Genomic DNA, 19055 nt, shown 5'->3' with positions numbered 1-19055 from the left:
GCCCGCATTCAATATCGTCAAGGAGTCTAACATGGCACGCATTACCGTAGAAGATTGCATGGAGCGCGTAAGCAACCGCTTTCTGCTTGTACAGATGGCTATCAAGCGCGTGAAGCAGTTCCGCGAGGGATACGAGCCTCTGGTTCCCTCTAAAAACAAGGAAATCGTGACCGCCCTGCGCGAAATCGCAGCCGCCAAGGTTGTGCCTGAAGACGAGCTGTCCGCCGCCGCGGCGGAAAACAGAGCCGAATAAAGCATCATGAGCCAGCGTGACTATTACGAGGTGCTCGGGGTTTCGCGGGATGCCGCAGACGATGAAATAAAACGTGCCTACCGCAAAAAGGCCATGGAATTTCATCCTGACAGAAATCCTGACAACCCCGAAGCGGAAGCTAAATTCAAGGAAGCCGCGGAAGCATACGACGTGCTGCGTGACGCAGAAAAGCGCGCACGGTACGACCGCTTCGGCCATGCCGGTGTAAACGGCAACGGCTATGGCGGAGGCGGCGGCTTTTCCAGCACGGAAGATATCTTCGCTCATTTCGGAGATATATTCGGAGACCTTTTCGGGTTCGCCGGCATGGGCGGTGCGCGCGGTCCGCGTCCGCAGGCCGGTTCCGATCTGCGTTACAATCTGAATATTTCTTTCAGACAGGCGGCACGGGGCGACGAAGTCACCCTGCGCATTCCTAAAAATGTGACCTGTCCCGACTGTTCGGGCAGCGGCGCGGCACCGGGAACACAGCCCGAAACCTGCCCCCAGTGCGGCGGTTCGGGACAGGTGGTGCGCCAGCAGGGCTTTTTCCAGATGGCCATGCCCTGCAGTGCCTGCCGCGGCGAAGGACGTATAGTGCGCAACCCGTGTCCGCGCTGCCGCGGTGCCGGGCAGGTGCAGGACATCCGTGAGCTTTCCGTACGCATTCCCGCCGGAGTGGATACCGGCAACCGTCTGCGTCTGCGCGGCGAAGGCGAACCCGGCGTGCACGGGGGGCCCCCCGGCGACCTGTATGTGGTCATACGGGTGGACGACGACAAAACCTTCCGCCGTCAGGGACAGGACCTTGTGGTGCGCAAAGAGATTTCCTTTGTGCAGGCCATTCTGGGCGACAAGGTGGAAGTGCCCACGCTGGATGATCCCGTGACCGTGGATATTCCGCGCGGCACCCAGAGCGGCGAAGTGTTCCGCATCGCCGGCAAGGGGCTGCCTCATCTCGGCAGCAGCCAGACAGGTGCGCTGCTGGTTGAGGTCACTGTGCGCATTCCTTCCAGCGTCAATGACGAGCAGGAAAAGCTGCTGCGCGAATTTGAGCGGCTGGAAGAGAACAGACCCCTGCGCAAGGTCAAGAATATGTTCAAAAAGGCCGGCAAGGCCATGGGAATGGACTGAAAATGAGCAGCGGCTTTTCACACATGGACGGCGACGGTTCCATCACCATGGTGGATGTGGGTGACAAAAAAGACACCAGACGCACGGCCATCGTGCGCGGCAAGGTGGAAATGGCCCCTGCCACGCTGGACATGCTTGTGAAACAGGCGCTGCCCAAAGGCGATGTGCTTACCACGGCCAAAGTGGCAGGCATTCAGGCGGCCAAACGCACGTGGGAACTTATTCCCCTGTGCCATCCGCTGTTTCTCAGCTATGTGGATGTGCGTTTTACCGTGGATGAATCTCTGCCCGGCGTGGTGGTGGAAGCCGAAGCCAGAACCACGGGGCAGACGGGTGTCGAAATGGAAGCCCTTGTGGCCGCGCAGGTTGCGGCCATGACCATTTACGACATGTGCAAGGCTGTTCAGAAGGACATCGTGCTGCGCGACTGTCGTCTGGTGTACAAATCGGGCGGTAAAAGCGGCGAATTCAGAGCCTGCTGAACCACCGCGCCGACGCCGTTTCAGTAGACATGTTTCGGGCAGGGCCCCGTTCCGTCACCTGCGGAGCGGGGCCTTGTCGTATGTGCCGCCGTACCTGCCGTGCGGTGCGGCAGCGATGACTGCAGGGGAGCGCTTCCGGTATGCGCTCCGGAGAGATTATGAAGATTTCAGTACTCAATCTGACAAAATCATACGGCGGACACGAGCTGTTCTCCGATTTTTCACTGGAGGTGCCTTCAGGCGTGCGTCTGTGCGTCTGCGGGCCCAACGGATGCGGCAAATCGACCTTTCTGCGCATGCTGGCAGGAGCCGCTGCGCCCGACGGCGGCAGGGTGACCTATCCGAAAAACTGCCGTCTCGGCTATGTGGAACAGGAGCTGGACGAGACCAGACTCGACACCCCCCTGCTTGAGTGGGTGCTGGATGTGCTGCCCGACTGGAATGATTTCTGGCATGAATGGGAGGCAGCTTCAGAGCGGCGCGACGAGGCCGCCCTGCGTTCTCTGGGCCACCGGCAGGCCGAACTGGAGCAGGTATACGGCTACAATCCCGAGCACCGCGCGCGGGCCGTTCTTTCGGGGCTCGGGTTTGCCGAGAGCAAATGGGACAGAACCCTGAGAGAGCTTTCGGGCGGCTGGCGCGAAAGGGCCAAGCTGGCGCGGGTGCTGACGGCGGGGGCCGATGTGCTGCTGCTGGACGAACCTACCAACCACCTTGATCTGGATGCCGTGGAGTGGCTTGAACAGTTTCTGACGGAGTATAAGGGCGCACTGGTGTTTGTGGCCCACGACCGGGTGTTCATGGATAAGGTGGGTACCCATGTGCTGTATCTGGGCGGCAGCAGACCCATGTACCGCAAAGGCACGTTTACGCAGTTTCTGGCGCTGCACGAAGAAAACGAAGCACGCAAGGAACGCGAGATGCAGCGCATGGCCGAAGAGATTGAGCGCAAGATGGATTTCGTGCGCCGTTTCAAGGCCAAGGCGACCAAGGCGCGGCAGGCCAATTCGCGCAAGAAGCAGATAGAAAAGATGGAACGCGAGCTGGACGGTGTGACGCTGGAGGCCAGACGGCGTACGCTTGATTTCGCCTGGCCCGAACCTGCGCGGGCGGACAAAACCGTGCTCAGCGTGGTGGACCTGACGTTCAGCTTCGGCGACGGCACCGCCCTGTGGCCTGCACTCAGCTTTCAGCTGTACCGCGGGCAGAAAATAGCGCTCGTGGGACCGAACGGCTGCGGCAAGTCTACGTTGCTCAAGCTTGTGGCCGGCAGGCTGGAAAAAACCGGCGGGTCCGTGGTGCAGGGCAGTCTGGTGCGTATGGGCTATTTCAGCCAGCATCAGCTGGATACACTTAATCCGGCCAATACGGTGCTGGGTGAAATACGCAGACTGAGCGACCCCCGTACCACGGAAGAAGAGCTGATGAGCGTGCTCGGTCTGTTCATGCTGGGACAGGCGTACTTTGAGCGTCAGGTTTCCGCTCTTTCCGGCGGCGAAAAAAGCAGGCTCATTCTGGCCATGCTCTTTCTTGCGCGGTGCAATTTTCTGGTGCTGGACGAACCCACCAACCATCTGGACCTTGAAAGCCGCGAGGCGCTGGTGGATGCGCTGGACAGTTTTCCGGGCACGCTGCTTATGGTGGCGCACGACAGACATCTGCTTTCCTGCGCTGCCGAGCAGGTGTGGGAGCTGGGCGCACAGGGCTTTACCGTGTACGAACGGGGCTATGAGGCGTGGGATGAGGCCAGAAAGGCCCGCCGCATCAGTCTGGACGCGCGGGATGACAGTGCGGAGCGTCCGGTGCAGGCAGGGCTGAGCCGCGAGGAGCAGAAACGCGTCAAGCGGGAACAGGCAGAGCTGCGCAACAGACTGCACAGGGAGATGAAGCCCCTGCAGCAGAAGTACGATGCGCTGGAAAAAGAGTTTGAGTCGGTACTGGCGGAACAGACCGAGACCGAGACCCTGCTTGCCAGTCCTGATGTGTATGCCGACGCCGGCAGGGCTTCGGAACTGCTCAGGCTGTTCCACAGTCTGCAGGCCCGGGGTGAAGAGCTGATGGAGGCCATGGCCGATCTGGAATCCGGCATGGCGGACATAGAGGCCCGCAGACAGCAGGCCGGTTTGTGATGTTTTTATTTGTCGCCGGAAGTGTGGCGTCATGATACGGGAACAGTATGAAATCTGTTGATGTGGTGGCGGGCATTCTGTGGCGCGGCGGCCGTTTTCTGGCAGTGGAGCGCCCGCAGGGCAGACCCCGTGCCGGCTTCTGGGAGTTTCCCGGCGGCAAGATAGAACAGGGCGAAACTCCGGAACAGGCTCTGGCGCGCGAACTGAAGGAAGAGCTGGGCGTGGATGTCCGGGATTTCTGCTTCTGGCGCAGCGTGGAGCATGCTTACGAGGATCTCGCCGTGCGCCTGAGGTTTTTTCATGTGACCGGCTTTGCGGGCGAGCCTCAGGGGCTGGAAGGTCACAGGCTGGCGTGGCTGCGGTGCGACGAGGCGCTGCGGCTGCGTTTTCTGGAGGCGGACAGGCCGCTTGTGGCCGATCTGGCCACCATCACATTCTGACGGGGGATACCCATGAGCGCACTGTTATTTGTCATGGCGCTGCTGGCGGGGGCCACCCTGCCCACGCAGGCGGGGATAAACAGCGGACTTCAGGCGCACTGGGCGGGCAGCCCGGTACTGGCGTCGCTGGTATCATTCAGCGTGGGCACCGCGGCGCTTGTGTGCTGGTGTCTGGTCACGCGCACCGCGCCGGCGGTACCTGTTCCGGGCACCACACAGTGGTGGCACTGGACAGGCGGTCTGCTCGGGGCTTTTTTTGTCAGCGCGGTCACTTTTCTTGCGCCCCGACTGGGGGCCACAACCATGGTCGCGCTCATTCTGGCGGGACAGGTGACGGCCTCGGTGCTGCTGGATCACTTCGGGGTGCTGGGCTATCAGGCCCGATCCGTCAATCTGCCGCGCCTTGCGGGGCTTGTCATGGTGGGGGCGGGCGTGTATCTCATCCGGCGGTTTTAATTGTGCGCCGCAGGCGCCGAGGGTTTTCTTTGCCGCAATGTTGGCATAGAATGGTTCAGGACCGTTTTCGCCGGATCTATGGCAGGATCGGGCGATAATGCATAAGGCCGGCAGGGCCAAAGCGGAAAAGCATATGCGGCAGCTTGAACTCAAGGATTCGATGAAGATCGGCATAAAAGAGCTTGATGATCAGCATCAGCAGCTTACAGAGATCATCAATGAGCTGTATTACGCCTATATGCAGGGGAATCACCGTGCGGTGCTGTGCGGTCTCATAACCCGTCTGAACGACTACGCACATGAACATTTCGCGCTGGAGCGCCAGTACATGGAGCGGTTTGTCTTTGAAATGCCGGATTATGAACAGCATATGCAGGAGCATCGCGAGTTTTTTACGGACGCCATCGGTTTTCTGTTGCGCTACATCGAAGAAGGTTCTGAAATAACACCTGAAATGCTTGACTATCTGCAGGACTGGTGGAAGGACCATGTTATGGTGCGTGACAAGGAGCTGGGCAGATTCCTGCGTTCGCGGGGCGTTACCGCATAGTCCGGAAAACGGGCGGCGGCACATGTTTTTCCACTCACAAGGAGTTTTTAATGTCCAAGGAACGTTTGGTCGTTGCGGTTGTAGGTGCCACGGGTGCTGTGGGCCGCGAAATGCTGAAGACGCTGGAAGATCGTGAATTTCCCGCTCATGAGGTGCGCGCGCTGGCCTCTGCCCGCAGCGCAGGAACCACCGTACCCTTCAAGGGTGGCGAGCTCACCGTGCGCGAACTTACCGAAGACTCCTTTGAAGGTGTTGATATCGCATTGTTTTCTGCAGGCGGCGGCACTTCGGCCCGGTTTGCCCCCCATGCCGTGAAATCCGGCTGCGTGGTGGTGGACAACTCCAGCAACTGGCGCATGGATGAGCGCTGCCCGCTGGTGGTGCCCGAGGTCAACCCCGACGCCCTCAAGCTGCACAACGGCATCATTGCCAACCCCAACTGCTCGACCATCCAGATGGTTGTGGCCCTCAAGCCTCTGCATGATGCGGCAGGCGTACGCCGCGTGGTGGTTTCCACCTATCAGGCTGTTTCCGGTACCGGCCAGAAGGCCATATCCGAACTGGAAAAACAGGTGCGGCAGATGTTTAACATGCAGGAGCCCGAAGCTTCGGTATATCCGTATCAGATAGCGTTCAACTGTCTGCCGCACATCGATGTTTTCCTTGAAGACGGCTACACCAAGGAAGAACTGAAGATGGTGCAGGAAACCGTGAAGATAATGGGCGACCCGTCGGTGAAGGTTACCGCCACCACCGTGCGCGTGCCGGTTTTTTACGGCCATTCCGAATCGCTGAACATCGAAACGGAGAAAAAACTGACCGCGGCGCAGGCCCGCGCCGTGCTGGCGCAGGCTCCCGGCGTGCGTGTGCTGGATAATCCTTCGGAAAATATCTACCCCATGGCCATTCATGCCGCAGGTGAGGATGAAACCTTTGTCGGGCGCATCCGTGAAGACCATACCATTGAAAACGGTCTGAACATGTGGGTGGTGGCTGACAACCTGCGCAAAGGCGCCGCACTTAATGCCGTACAGATTGCCGAAGAACTGGTGGAGCGTTCTCTGCTGGATATCGCCGATCCCGGAAAATTCCTGTAATATAACGGAGCAGTTGCGTTGATACCTGTTCTTGATACCGATGCGTGGGTGGAAAAGCTGCTTTCGACACGCCGCAGTGCCGAAGGCAAGATTCTTGCGTTTTACGAACACCGCATGGAGGCCATCTGCCGTGACCCGCGTCTGCTGCTGATGCCGGCCGATGATCACCTTGCCCACCGCGGCGACGGTGTTTTTGAAAGCATGAAGTTTGAAGGGCGCAGGCTGTACCAGCTGGATGCCCATCTGGAGCGCATGGAGCGCTCGGCGCGGGGGATATACCTGACACCCCCATGCACGCAGAGCGTGCTGCGCGACATCGTGCTGCAGGTAGCCCGCGCAGCGGACACGCCCGACGGCTGCATACGCATTCTGCTGGGACGTGGTCCCGGCGGGTTCGGCATCGACCCTGCCGAGTGCCCTGTGCCCAGCCTGTACGTTGTGGCGTACAGCCTTACGCCCAAGCCTGAGGAATGGTATGAAAAGGGCGTTACCGCGTTCCGGACGTCCATTCCCGCGAAACAGGGCTATCTGGCCACCATCAAGAACGCCAACTATATTCCCAACGTGCTCATGAAACTTGAGGCCCGTTCCCGCGGCTGCGACATTCCCGTCAGTTTTGACGAGAATGATTTCATTGCCGAAGGCCCCACGGAAAACCTCTGCCTTGTGGACGCCGACGGCACGCTGGTTGTTCCCGAATTCACCAACGCGCTTTCCGGCACCACCATCATGCGTGTCATTGATCTGGTGCGTGATGAAATGAATGTGGCATTCCGCAAGGTGCGCGAGGATGAACTGTACCGCGCCGCAGAAGTCATGGTGCTGGGCACCACGACGGAATGTGTGAGTGTTGTCTCCTTTGAGGGGCAGCCCGTGGGCGGGGGCAGACCCGGCCCTGTGGCACGCCGTTTCCGCGAGCTCCTGCGCAGGGATCTTGCGGAGAACGGTATTTCTTTTTAACCGGAAGCCTGCAGAAGGCAAACGCCCTGCACCCGCAGAACATACCGGGGCCGCGCCGCAAGCCGGCGCGGCCCTGTTTTCTCGGGGCGGGCAAGAACGCAACACGGTAGCGGCAGTGATGGATATGCATATAGTTTTGCTTGACCTCGGGCATGAATTGCGCGGCGGTCAGCGACAGGTTTTTTACCTTGCGCAGCGGCTGGCGGACAGCCCTGAATTTTCCTGCGTCGTTGCCGCGCCGCGTAACGCTCCGCTGCTGCATATGGCGGCGGACGCCGGTCTGCCGGTGCTGCCGCTGGGCGGAAGGCGCGCGTGGGACCCGCGTACGCTGTATACCCTGATGCGGCACCTGCGCGGCAGAACATGCATTCTGCACACCAACGACGCCCACAGTGCGGGACTGGGGGCCTGGCTGCACAGCCGCAGCGGCGGCGCCACCCGCCTGCTGCATACCCGGCGGGTCTCGTATCCGCTGCGTCAGGGCTGGCGGGGCCGCAAATATCTGCTGGCAGATGCCGTGGTGGGGGTCAGTGCTGAAATAGCACAGGTCATGCGCGATTCAGGCATGCCCGCAGAAAAGGTGCACGTCATTCATTCGGGCATAGACGCTTCGCTGTATACTCCCAGAACCACCAGACAGGACGGGCGGCTGGTCATCGGCATGGTCGGGGCGCTTACGCGGCAGAAAGGGCATGATGTGTTTGTCCGCGCGCTGGGCGAACTGCATCGCGGTGCAGCGGGCACGCTGCCGCCGTGGGAGGCGCGCATCATAGGCAGCGGGCCGTTGTTTGAGCCGCTGCTTGAGCTTGCGCGGCAGGAAGGTGTTGAAAGCCGTATGGCCTGCCTCGGCTGGCAGGACAGCAGGGTCATGATGCCCGGTTTTGACATACTGGCTGTGCCATCGGTGGACGGCGAAGGTTCCAGTGCCGTCATCAAGGAAGGCTGGGCCGTTGGGCTGCCCGTCATTGCCTCGGACCTTGCCTCAAACCTTGAGCTGGTGCGGCACGAAGATAACGGGCTGGCATTTGCCAACGGCGACCATGGTGCTCTGGCGCGGGGCATCGCCCGTCTGGCTTCGGACGCGGGGCTGTGTGCCCGTCTGGTGCAGGGGGGCAGGCAGTCGCTGGAAGAATTTACCGACGTCCGCATGGCGGGGGCGTACATGCGGCTGTACCGCAGTCTGCTGGTCTGATGCCCTGTGCCTGCCCGCCGCGGCCGCGCGGCTGCGTTTGTTATTCCTGTGTGCCGTCGTGCTTGGTGTGCGGCGGTTTTTTGTTTTTGCCGGTATGCAGTATTCTGTACAGTTCGCGCTGCAGTTCTGCCGCATCAATGGGTTTAGAAATGTAGCCGTCCATGCCCGCGGCAAGGAATATTTCCTTGTCCCCTTTCATGGCATGTGCCGTCAGCGCTATGATGGGTATGTTTTCCAGCCCTGCTATCTGGCCGCCGCGTATGACCTTTGTGGTTTCTATGCCGTCCATGTCGGGCATCTGGATATCCATGAGAATGCAGTCCGGTTCATGGTCCTGCAGCAGTTCGATGACATGCAGTCCGCTGGTGGCCGCGGTGACGGTGTGTCCCATTTTGCGCAGCAGATATGTGGCGGCCATGCGGTTCACTTCTTCATCTTCCGCCAGCAGAATGCGGGCGGGCGGCAAGGCGGGTATTTCCTGCTCCTGTCCTCCGGCCGGTTGCTCTTGGGGCTGCGCCTTGCGCAGCAGCAGCGAACAGCAGATGGTGGTGCCCACCCCGGGGGTGCTTTCCACGCTTATATTGCCGTTCATCATGCTTACCAGAGACCGTACGATGCCCAGCCCCAGTCCGGTGCCCTGATAACGGCGGCGGTAGGTTCCGTCTACCTGGAAAAAAGGATCGAAAATGCGCGGCAGCATTTCTGCTTCCATGCCGATGCCCGTGTCTTCCACCGTTACCAGCAGCCGCGCCTCTTCGTCAGCCGGGGCGGTAAGCAGCAGCACGTCGACGCGCACGGAACCTTCGCGTGTGAACTTGACGGCGTTGCCCACAAGATTGAACAGAATCTGTCTGATGCGTGATTCATCGCCCACCAGCACGTCGGGTACTGCCCGGTCCACCACAGCCGTAAGGGTGAGTCCTTTCTGCCGTACTTCTTCGCTGAAGTTGGCCAGCACGGAGTTCACGGTCTCGCGGATGCGCAAAGGTGCGTGGTCCAGCGGTGCCGCTCCGGCGTCGATGGTGGAAAAATCCAGAATATCGTTGATGATGGCCAGCAGTTTGCGTCCGGAATCCAGCGCAGTTCTTGTCAGGCGCAGCGGTTTGGGGTCGGTAATTTCGTTGCCGAGTATCTGGAGCATGCCCAGTACACCGTTGAGGGGGGTGCGTATTTCATGGCTCATGGTGGCCAGAAAGGCGCTTTTGGCTTTTGCCGCGGCTTCTGCGGCCACCTGTGCTGTTTTCAGTTCCGTGATGTCGGTATGCGACCCCACGGCCAGCAGCGGCGCGCCTTTTTCGTCAAATTCCATGACACGCCCGCGTGAAAGCAGCCATATGGTATTTCCGTCGTGTGCGGTAAGATTGAACTCATGCTGCAGGTTGTCGCCGCCTTCTCTGAAAAAGCGGCTCACATGGTCTTTGATGTCTTTGAGTTCTTCATGGTGCACCGGCAGACAATGGCATTCCTGCATGGCGCGGAACGGGTCGGGCGAGTCCATCTTGCCGCAGGTCATGGTGTCTTTGGCGATGTCATAGGCCCATATGATGTCGCTGGTGGCGCGCAGCACCATGCCGAAGCGGTGCTCGCTGCGCCGCAGGGCTTCTTCCGCCTCTTTCTGGCGTGTTATGTCCCTGCCTGTGCCCACGGTGCCTATCAGCACACCCCGCGGATCGTACAGCGGCGATTTCTGCACTTCCAGAGCCAGATACTTGTTCTGTACCAGACCGTCTTCCACAAATCTGCCGGGCTTTTGCGACAGCAGTACGATGTCATCGCTGTTGAGGCACAGTTCGCCGAAGGTGTGCTGCCAGCCCAGCGCGCGCTGGCGCCGTGCGAAATAGATATCATCGCGTCCCAGCGGGTCTATGCCGTCGCAGCAGAGCAGTTTTTCGCAGATGGCTCTGTTGGCGAAAAGGTAACGGCCCTTGGTGTCCTTTGCCCACAGCATGTCTATCATGTTGTCTGCCATGGCGCGGGTCAGGTTGATACCGTCTTCGCAGGGAACGCCGTCAACCGGCAGCACCATGAACCGCCATGAGGTCCGGGACGCCGCGGAGTCGTGATGCGGCAGCGGAAGCGGCATGGCCAGCACCGGCAGCGAGCCCCCTTGTGCGGTGCGGATGCGCAGGGGAATGCTGACCAGCACGGGGGTGCTTTGCGTGCACAGCAGGGCCAGCTGCCACGGCACGGCCGTGAATATGTCTGCGGGGTCTTTCAGGGGCGCTGTCATGCCGGCCAGTTCCAGCAGCGCGTCGCTTACATGGCTGACGTACAGGTCGCGGCCCATTTCCGGAGATGTGTCCGCCTGTTTCCCGGCCTCTCCTCCGGTCTGCTCTCCGGCTCCGGGACGCAGAGCCACCTCTGCATACGGCAGCCCGCCCAGCGGTCTGGCCTGCGCCGCATGCTGCGTACCGCTCAGGGCGCTTCGCAGCGTTTCGTTTTCTTTTTCCAGACGCCACAGGGCTTTGAGCAGGGCGTGCACGGCATACATCATTAAAGCCTCTCGCGTTTGCAGGCACAAGGTCAACTGACACTATGCCATTATCACAGGGGTATCGGCAAGGCGGCGCCACCTGAGACGCATAATTAATCAGTGACGGCATGTCCGTTTGCTGAAATGAGTATAAATGATCGGGTGAAAGCCATGTAAAAGGACTGCCTTTTTGACAATTCTGTCTGGCCGGTATATGCTCCTCACGGGATACCCGTCTCCGCAGACGCATACGGCGCACGGAGGCTCCGGCGGCAACAGTGGCGGACGTTGAGGAATGATGGCATCAGGCCGCGTACGCATGACGCCCGCATACCCGCGGGCAGGAGGTTTTTTCATGAGCAGAAAAATGACGGCTTTTGTTCTGGGTGTTGTTGCCACGGTGCTGATGGCCGGCACTGCCATGGCCGGTACCGTTAAAATCGGTCTTATGTGTCCGCTGACCGGTTCGTGGGCCAGCGAAGGTCAGGACATGCGCAACATTGTTCTGATGCTGGCCGAACAGACCAACGCTCAGGGCGGCATTAACGGCGACATGGTGGAGATAGTGGTCGAGGACGATGCCGGGGACCCCAAAACTGCCGCACTGGCAGCCCAGCGTCTTTCCACCATGGGTGTTTCGGCCGTCATCGGCACATACGGTTCGGCCATTACCGAAGCCTCGCAGGCCATCTATGACGAGATGGACATCGTGCAGGTGGCTACCGGTTCCACGGCCATCCGGCTTACCGAAAAAGGTCTGCCGTTGTTTTTCCGCACCTGTCCGCGCGACGACGAACAGGGCCGCGTGGCCGCAGCCGTGCTGAAGGAAAAAGGCTATAAAAAGATCGCCATCCTGCACGACAACACGTCGTATGCCAAAGGGTTGGCCGAAGAAACGCTGACTCTGCTGAAAAGCGCAGGCACCGAAGTGGTGTTCTATGATGCGCTCACTCCCAACGAACGTGATTATTCCGCAATACTTACCAAGCTGAAGGCCGCAGGGCCCGACGCCATATTCTTTACCGGCTACTACCCCGAGGCAGGCATGCTGCTGCGGCAGAAGCAGGAAATGAAGTGGGACGTGCCCATGATGGGCGGCGACGCCACCAACAACCTTGATCTGGTGAAAATTGCGGGCAAATCCGCTGCCGGATTCCTGTTCATCAGCCCGCCCACCCTGCAGGACCTGCCCGACAAGCAGGCAAAGGACTTTGCCGCCGCTTACAAGGCCCGCTACGGTACCATGCCTGCTTCCGTGTGGTCTGTGCTGGCCGGCGATGCCTTTATCGCTCTGAAGGCCGCCATCACCGGTGCCGGTTCCACCGACCCGCAGGATATTGCCGCGTACATGAAAAAAGATCTCAAGGATCTGCCGGGTCTTACCGGTTCGCTTTCGTTCAACGAAAAAGGCGACCGTGTGGGCGACCTGTACCGCCTGTACCGCGTGGATGAAAACGGCAACTTTGTACTGCAGCCGTAACCACCTTACCCCATTGGCAAACACGGACGGGGGGTGTATGCTCCCCGTCCTGCCGCATAGCCGGATCATGCCGGTCAGACCGGTGTGACGCACCGCACTTTCAGCGCACCGCATAGCCTTTTGCCGCGGTGCAGCCTGCCGGGCATGATTTTTTCCTCCGCGCCGCACGTTTACGGCGTGCTGCAGCGGGCGGAAAGGCAGGACAGCCGCAGCGTGTCGCGGCTTTTCCTTCACGCCGGTTTTGCGGCCGGCAAGACACAGGGTTTACGTTCATGGAAGAGTTTTTCCAACAATTGACCAACGGTCTGGCCGTGGGTGGCATATATGCCCTTATCGCCCTCGGATACACCATGGTGTACGGCGTGCTGAAGCTTATCAACTTCGCGCACGGCGACTTGTTCACCATCGGAGCGTATCTGGGGCTCACCCTGCTGACATCCATGGGGCTTACCGGTCATCTGGGCGCTGTGGCAGGAGTGCTGGTACTGGCTGTCATGGTGCAGGTGCTGGTGGCCATCATCGGTTACCTGCTTGAAAGGGTGGCCTACAGACCATTGCGGCAGTCGCCGCGGCTTTCCGCCGTGGTATCGGCGCTGGGTGCCTCCATTTTTTTCCAGAACGCCGTGATGCTCATCTACGGTGCGCGTTTTCAGGTGTATCCGCACGATATACTGCCTTCCGCCACCGTAAGCCTGCTGGGCCTTGATGTTCCTCTGGTGCGCATTCTCATGTTCCTGACGTCTGTGGTGCTCATGCTGGGGCTGTACTTTTTTATTCAGAAAACCAGAACAGGTACCGCCATCCGCGCTGCGGCCATTGATCAGGGTGCAGCCAAGCTCATGGGCATCAATGTGAACAGGGTTGTTTCTCTGGTCTTTCTGATAGGTCCCGCGCTGGGCGGCGCCGCCGGCCTGATGGTGGGGCTGTACTACGGCCAGATCAATTTCACCATGGGGTGGGTGTACGGGCTCAAGGCGTTCACAGCGGCCATTCTGGGCGGTATAGGCAACATACCGGGCGCCATGGTGGGCGGCCTGCTGCTGGGAGTCATCGAAGCGCTGGGTGCGGCATATATTTCCATCGCCTGGAAAGATGCCATCGCCTTCTTCGTGCTCATCATCATTCTGATAATCAGGCCGACAGGCCTGCTGGGCGAAAGGGTGGCTGACAAAATATGAACAGACGCTACGCGATGTACATGGTCGCTGCGGCGGCGTTTGCCACCATGCCGGCCTTTATCAACCCCTACTGGACCGATGTGCTCAACACCGTGGGACTGTATGCGGTTCTGGCTCTGTCGCTGAATATCATTCTGGGCCATGCGGGCATGTTTCACATGGGGCATGCCGCCTTTTACGCCGTGGGGGCCTACACCACGGCCGTTCTCAACGTGACATTTCATGTTCCCGTGCTGTGGGCCATGCCTGCGGCCGGTGTGCTTGCGGCATTGTTTGCGCTGGTGGTGGCACGTCCCATCATTCATCTGCGGGGCGACTACCTGCTTATCGTGACCATAGGCATAGTGGAAATTGTGCGTATAGCGCTGGTGAACAACATCTTTGACATGACCGGCGGCGCCAACGGCATTTTCGGCATAGCCCGGCCGGAACTGTTCGGTTTCAAGATCCGCAAGCCCGTGCATTTTTTCTATCTTATCTGGGGCTTCTGCGCTGTGACCATCCTGCTGTTCCACTGGCTCGAAAATTCGCGTTTCGGCAGAGCGCTCAACTACATACGTGAAGACGAAGTGGCCGCGGAAGGCAGCGGAGTGAACACCGCAGCCTACAAGCTGGGTGCTTTTGTGCTGGGTGCTTTCTGGGCGGGTATGGCCGGAACTCTCTTTGCCGCTAAAATGACCATCATCTCACCGGAATCATTTTCTTTCTGGGAATCTGTGGTCATGTTCACCATTGTGATTCTGGGCGGCATGGGTTCCATCCGCGGGGTGTTGCTGGGGGCCTTTCTCATCGTCGGCCTGCCCGAAGTTTTCCGCGAGCTGGCAAGCGCCCGTATGCTGGTGTTCGGTGCGGCCATGGTGGCCATGATGATTTTCCGTACGCAGGGTCTGCTGCCTCCGGCACCGCGCCATTATGACCTGCGGGGAATCATGTCCGGCACGCAGACGCGGGAGGAGCGCGCATGAGCCTGCTCAGACTGACCAACCTTACCAAGACCTTCGGCGGGCTTATTGCCGTCAATGATGTTTCCATGACTGTGGAGCAGGGCAGCATTGTGGGGCTGATAGGCCCCAACGGCGCGGGAAAGACCACCGTGTTCAACCTGATAACAGGCAATTACAAACCTGACAGCGGTACGGTTGAATTTGACGGGGAAGACCTGACCGGCAGGCCGACGCACCGTATTGTCGTGCGTGGTATCGCGCGTACTTTTCAGACCATACGGCTGTTCCAGAACATGAGCGTGCTGGAAAACGTCCTGGCGGGCTGTCATTGCCGCATGAAGTCCGGCCTGCTTTCGTCGTTGTTCCGCACCCGCAGCCAGCGGGCGGAAGAACGCAGGGCGCTGGAACGCGCCGTGCACGAGCTGGAATTTGTGGGGCTTGCCGCGCAGCATGCCAATCTGGCCAGAAACCTGTCATACGGCAACCAGCGTCTGCTCGAAATTGCCCGCGCGCTGGCTTCCGACCCGCGCTTCATCATACTGGACGAGCCCGCCGGGGGGATGAACGACCACGAAACAGCCCAGCTTATTGATCTTATACGGGCCATACGTGACAGGGGCATAACCGTGCTGCTTATCGAACACGATATGGGGCTGGTCATGAAGGTGTGCGAACAGCTGGTGGTGCTGGAATACGGTGCCGTCATCGCGCAGGGAACGCCCGACGCCGTGAAGGCCGACCCCAGAGTTATTGAAGCGTACCTCGGTGCGGACGACGACCTGTAAGGGGGACGGATGTTTCTTGAAATACGCGACCTGCATGTGAAGTACGGCAATGTCGAAGCGCTGCACGGTGTCAATGTGACCGTGAATCAGGGCGAAATTGTCACTATTCTGGGTGCCAACGGTGCCGGAAAATCCACCACGCTCATGGCTGTGAGCGGACTGGTGAAGCCGTCGCAGGGCGGTATATGGTTTGAAGGCGAGCCGCTGCACAAGCTGCCCAGTCACGAGGTTGTCAAACGCGGCATCACGCAGTCTCCGGAGGGACGGCGTGTGTTTGGTACGCTGACCGTGCAGGAAAACATGAATCTGGGGGCGTTCACCCGTAAGGATCAGGCCGGAATCCGGCGCAATCTGGATTGGATTTACTCGCTTTTTCCGCGCCTTGCAGAACGCCGCGAGCAACTGGCAGGCACTCTTTCCGGCGGAGAGCAGCAGATGCTGGCCATCGGGCGTGCTCTTATGGGCGACCCGCGCATTCTGCTGCTGGACGAACCCAGCCTCGGCCTTGCGCCCATACTGGTGCGCTCCATTTTTGAAACCGTGCGCAAGATTAATCAGGCCGGAGTGACGGTGGTGCTTGTGGAACAGAATGCCCGTGCGGCTCTCAAGCTGGCCACACGCGGTTATGTGCTGGAAGTGGGCAACATTGTCATGGAAGATACGGCGGCCAGTCTGCTGGCCAATCCCGAGGTGCAGAACGCGTATCTCGGTGGTGCCGGCGCATAAGACCGGCAGACAGGCAGAAAACGGATTAAGGCCGGTGCACCGTGTGCGGTGCGCCGGTTTTTTTATTGCACGCACGGCAGGAGCGGATACGGCGGCTCGTGTGCCGCGGCGTTTCAGGTGCAGGTATCAGGCTCGTCTCTGAAGGCGGCGGCAATGGCTAGGAAGTCATGCTCCGCCCGCAGAAAGGCATCAACCACGGCGGGGTCAAAACGTGTGCCGCGTCCTTTGAGTATGATCTCGCGTGCCTGATGGTGCGGAACGGGCTTTTTGTAGCAGCGGCGGCTTATAAGTGCGTCATAGACATCGGCAAGCGCCATAAGTCTGCCTGCCACGGGTATCTGCTCTCCTGTCAGCTGCTGCGGATATCCCGTGCCGTCCCAGCATTCATGGTGCGTGTGCACCAGTTCTTCCGCCATCTGCAGAAAAGAACTGCCGCCCAGTCTCATGGAAGCGTGGCGCAGAGCATCACGCCCGTATACGGTGTGCAGCTTTATCTGATCCATTTCCTGCGGGGTCAGAGGCCCCTGTTTGCGCAGGATGGCGTCGGGCACGCCTACTTTGCCGATGTCGTGCAGCGGGGCGGATTTGCACAGCTGTTCAATGCCTTCGGGGGTAAGTACGGAGCGGAAGCGCACATGTGTGCGCAACTGCCGGGCCAGCACGCGGACATACGCCTGTGTACGCATTATGTGGGCGCCTGTTTCATTGTCGCGTGTTTCCGCCAGTGATGCCAGACTGAAGAGCGCGGCATCCTGCGTGGTGGAAAGCGAGCGGCGCATGTGCCTGTTGGTGGTGGCCAGCACCTGCGTCATCAGCGCCATGGCGCTCAGCAGCAGCATGGCGCCCTGCAGCAGTACGAACGGCAGCGGGGCGGGCAGGGTGCTCAGTACGCCGTGGTCAGCGTGGGTAAGCCATGCCCCCAGTGTGCCGCCGGCCAGCAGCAGGGATGAAAGATGCGCGGGCGGCAGTTTGAATCCGGCCCATGCCGTGGCGGGGATGATGATGAACAGCAGCAGATAACGCAGTGAATCCGGCAGCGGATGCGGCCCCAGTACCAGCAGACACAGCAGCAGTGCTGCTCCCGAAGCTTTTAACAGACGCCGCCTGTCCGGTGTTGCGGCATCGGGCGGTGCAGGACGTGTCCATGACAGAGCGGCCATGCCCGAAAGAATGAAGCCCGCACCCTGGGCAAGAGTCCATGCACCCCATACGGTCGAAGCCTGCGAGTGGTGCACGATGCCTACAAGTGTCAGACTGAAGGTGCCTGCCGTGGCCGCGGTGACGCTTTGAACCAGCGGAGCTGCGCAGATGAACAGAACGGCATGGCGCGGCAGGTCGAAAATACGTACCTGCGGGGCCTTGGCCTGCATGAGCTGCCATGCCAGTGCGATGCCCGCGGTGTTACCTGCGGCCAGCGCCAGCGCGGGCAGCGGTGGCAGAGCCGTCATGCCCGCGCAGAAATCGGCCAGCATGAGCACAGGCAGCATGGTGCCTCCCCTCAGGGTCAGCATGGCAAATCCGAAGCCGGCGGCGGGATGGATGGAGGGCGGCAGACCGCAGGCGATTCCCGACTGCAGCCCGCAGAGCACCGCCACAAAGTATATTGCCCCTGCAAGGGGCAGTTGCAGCCGCTGCCGTACCGGAGCGCTGATGACCGGCCATGCGCGGAGTATCCCTGCGGGCAGGGCATGTTTTTCTGTGTAACCGCTGCATGAATCAGCCATGTTTCCCCCTGAATGGTGTCCGCGGCGCGGCGGACGCACGTGGTTGTAGCAGGTTGTGAGGGGGCCGTGTGCCGTGTGTGTGAAGGAATGATGACAAAGCGGTGACGCAGCATGAGGGGGGTGCCGCAACAGGCGGAAAGGCGGGGGATTCAGCGGCCGGAACGGTGTTTGCGCGGCGGGGCATAGCGGGCGCGGAGTGCGCGGAAAAGCTCCGGCTTGCGGTCGTACTGGTGCACGATATACGGCGGCCGCTCTGCATGCGGCAGCGGGGCCACATGCCCCTGTTCATCATGGGGCGGTGTGCCTTCCACATAGCCCAGAGTCAGTACGGGGCCGGTGTTGTCGTGTACCGTCACAGGCATGGTGCGGGCCAGTATGCCGCTGTGCAGCAGAAAATTATGCACACCCTGATCGTAGCCCGCCATGCCGTTTGCCGGAACAAACGGCAGCAGCCTGTCCAGCATGAGCTGCAGATAAGCCGTCATGCCGCCGTGGCAGCCTGCCGTGGTTCCGGAACACGATATGGGCTGCGCGTGCAGCGAGCGTAATGCATCGTCTCCCAGATGGCCGGTTATCCAGCGGGTCATGTACGGGCAGCGGCCGATGCTCATGCGCCGGTCTTCCAGTGTCACATTAATACCCGCCGCCCAGCGGAAGTCGAAAGGATTATGCTGAAAGACCACGTCGCGCACATCGGTGATAAGAATGCGCCGGTACCGGCACGACGCCGAGGCCAGATAGTCGCGGTACAGAGTATACCGCAGGGCATTGTAGGGCAGGTGGCTGCAGGGGGCGGCGCGTTCAAACGGTATCAGCCGCACCCCGTGGGCGGCGATTTCCTGCAGCCCGCGCGTGGTGGGCGAGACAAACAGCACGCAGTGTCCGGAAAAGCCTGTCCCTTCGAGTGAGCGTACAAAAGGACGCACATCGCCGTAGTGGTATCCCGCTGCAAGCCCCATCACAAGGTCGGGCCCGCTGTCATCACGTGCATGCCATGCGGGCAAAGAAGGCGGTGCCTCGAACGGTGCCTGATGCATATGTGCGTTTCTCCG

The 19055-nt window shown here is 60.2% G+C and carries 18 protein-coding genes; 15 read left to right on the top strand and 3 right to left on the bottom strand.

The window, feature by feature from the left end; all coding sequences use genetic code 11:
- The first annotated feature begins 31 nt into the window (after positions 1–31).
- The 10 genes from rpoZ (at position 32) to H586_RS0115775 (ending at position 8693) form a co-directional block, all read left to right on the top strand.
- Positions 32–253 carry a DNA-directed RNA polymerase subunit omega gene (rpoZ, locus tag H586_RS0115820; protein ID WP_011366396.1) on the top strand — a complete coding sequence of 74 codons (222 nt, stop codon included), beginning with the start codon at positions 32–34 and terminating at the stop codon, positions 251–253.
- Between the two features lie 6 nt (positions 254–259).
- On the top strand, positions 260–1387 hold the full coding sequence (gene dnaJ, locus H586_RS0115815; RefSeq protein ID WP_011366397.1) for a molecular chaperone DnaJ: 1128 nt from the start codon (positions 260–262) through the stop codon (positions 1385–1387).
- Positions 1388–1389: 2 nt separating this feature from the next.
- Positions 1390–1869, top strand: coding sequence for a cyclic pyranopterin monophosphate synthase MoaC (moaC, locus tag H586_RS0115810; RefSeq protein WP_011366398.1), 480 nt, complete (start codon positions 1390–1392; stop codon positions 1867–1869).
- Between the two features lie 158 nt (positions 1870–2027).
- Entirely contained in the window at positions 2028–3998 is a 1971-nt protein-coding gene (locus H586_RS0115805; RefSeq protein WP_027182513.1) for an ABC-F family ATP-binding cassette domain-containing protein, read from the top strand.
- Positions 3999–4045: 47 nt separating this feature from the next.
- The gene (locus H586_RS0115800; RefSeq protein WP_011366400.1) at positions 4046–4438 is read left to right on the top strand and encodes a (deoxy)nucleoside triphosphate pyrophosphohydrolase; all 393 of its coding nucleotides are present in this window, start codon (positions 4046–4048) and stop codon (positions 4436–4438) included.
- A gap of 12 nt (positions 4439–4450) precedes the next feature.
- A complete protein-coding gene (locus tag H586_RS0115795) occupies positions 4451–4894 on the top strand; it encodes a DMT family transporter (protein ID WP_027182512.1) in 444 nt (147 codons plus the stop codon).
- 133 nt (positions 4895–5027) lie between these two features.
- A complete protein-coding gene (locus H586_RS0115790) occupies positions 5028–5444 on the top strand; it encodes a bacteriohemerythrin (protein ID WP_027182511.1) in 417 nt (138 codons plus the stop codon).
- 50 nt (positions 5445–5494) lie between these two features.
- Entirely contained in the window at positions 5495–6541 is a 1047-nt protein-coding gene (locus tag H586_RS0115785) for an aspartate-semialdehyde dehydrogenase (RefSeq protein ID WP_011366403.1), read from the top strand.
- A gap of 18 nt (positions 6542–6559) precedes the next feature.
- Entirely contained in the window at positions 6560–7501 is a 942-nt protein-coding gene (locus H586_RS0115780) for an aminodeoxychorismate lyase (protein ID WP_011366404.1), read from the top strand.
- A 124-nt stretch (positions 7502–7625) separates the two neighbouring features.
- Positions 7626–8693 (top strand): glycosyltransferase, encoded by a 1068-nt coding sequence (locus H586_RS0115775; protein ID WP_027182510.1) that lies wholly within the window; start codon positions 7626–7628, stop codon positions 8691–8693.
- A gap of 40 nt (positions 8694–8733) precedes the next feature.
- Here the strand turns inward: H586_RS0115775 and H586_RS19590 are convergent, their stop codons facing one another.
- Entirely contained in the window at positions 8734–11187 is a 2454-nt protein-coding gene (locus tag H586_RS19590) for an ATP-binding protein (protein WP_051364070.1), read from the bottom strand.
- 334 nt (positions 11188–11521) lie between these two features.
- Here H586_RS19590 and H586_RS0115765 point away from each other — a divergent pair, with 334 nt between their 5' ends.
- The 5 genes from H586_RS0115765 to H586_RS0115740 all read left to right on the top strand — a co-directional run bounded on the left by H586_RS0115765 (position 11522) and on the right by H586_RS0115740 (position 16279).
- Positions 11522–12646 carry a branched-chain amino acid ABC transporter substrate-binding protein gene (locus H586_RS0115765; protein ID WP_027182509.1) on the top strand — a complete coding sequence of 375 codons (1125 nt, stop codon included), beginning with the start codon at positions 11522–11524 and terminating at the stop codon, positions 12644–12646.
- A 272-nt stretch (positions 12647–12918) separates the two neighbouring features.
- Positions 12919–13824, top strand: coding sequence for a branched-chain amino acid ABC transporter permease (locus H586_RS0115755; protein WP_011366408.1), 906 nt, complete (start codon positions 12919–12921; stop codon positions 13822–13824).
- Positions 13821–14789, top strand: a complete 969-nt coding sequence (locus H586_RS0115750; RefSeq protein ID WP_011366409.1) for a branched-chain amino acid ABC transporter permease — start codon at positions 13821–13823, stop codon at positions 14787–14789. The genes H586_RS0115755 and H586_RS0115750 overlap by 4 nt, the downstream gene beginning before the upstream one ends.
- Positions 14786–15553 (top strand): ABC transporter ATP-binding protein, encoded by a 768-nt coding sequence (locus H586_RS0115745; RefSeq protein WP_011366410.1) that lies wholly within the window; start codon positions 14786–14788, stop codon positions 15551–15553. The genes H586_RS0115750 and H586_RS0115745 overlap by 4 nt, the downstream gene beginning before the upstream one ends.
- A gap of 9 nt (positions 15554–15562) precedes the next feature.
- Positions 15563–16279, top strand: coding sequence for an ABC transporter ATP-binding protein (locus H586_RS0115740; RefSeq protein WP_011366411.1), 717 nt, complete (start codon positions 15563–15565; stop codon positions 16277–16279).
- 113 nt (positions 16280–16392) lie between these two features.
- On the opposite strand, the gene H586_RS21105 is transcribed toward H586_RS0115740, so the two are convergent.
- A complete protein-coding gene (locus H586_RS21105) occupies positions 16393–18003 on the bottom strand; it encodes an HD domain-containing phosphohydrolase (protein WP_051364069.1) in 1611 nt (536 codons plus the stop codon).
- Positions 18004–18152: 149 nt separating this feature from the next.
- The gene (locus tag H586_RS0115730) at positions 18153–19040 is read right to left on the bottom strand and encodes a hypothetical protein (protein ID WP_027182508.1); all 888 of its coding nucleotides are present in this window, start codon (positions 19038–19040) and stop codon (positions 18153–18155) included.
- Positions 19041–19055: the final 15 nt, after the last annotated feature.

It is taken from the genome of Oleidesulfovibrio alaskensis DSM 16109 (assembly GCF_000482745.1).
Lineage (GTDB): Bacteria > Desulfobacterota > Desulfovibrionia > Desulfovibrionales > Desulfovibrionaceae > Oleidesulfovibrio > Oleidesulfovibrio alaskensis.
The sequence above is the reverse complement of the archived record's forward strand: the minus strand, read 5'-3'. Positions and strand labels throughout refer to the sequence as shown.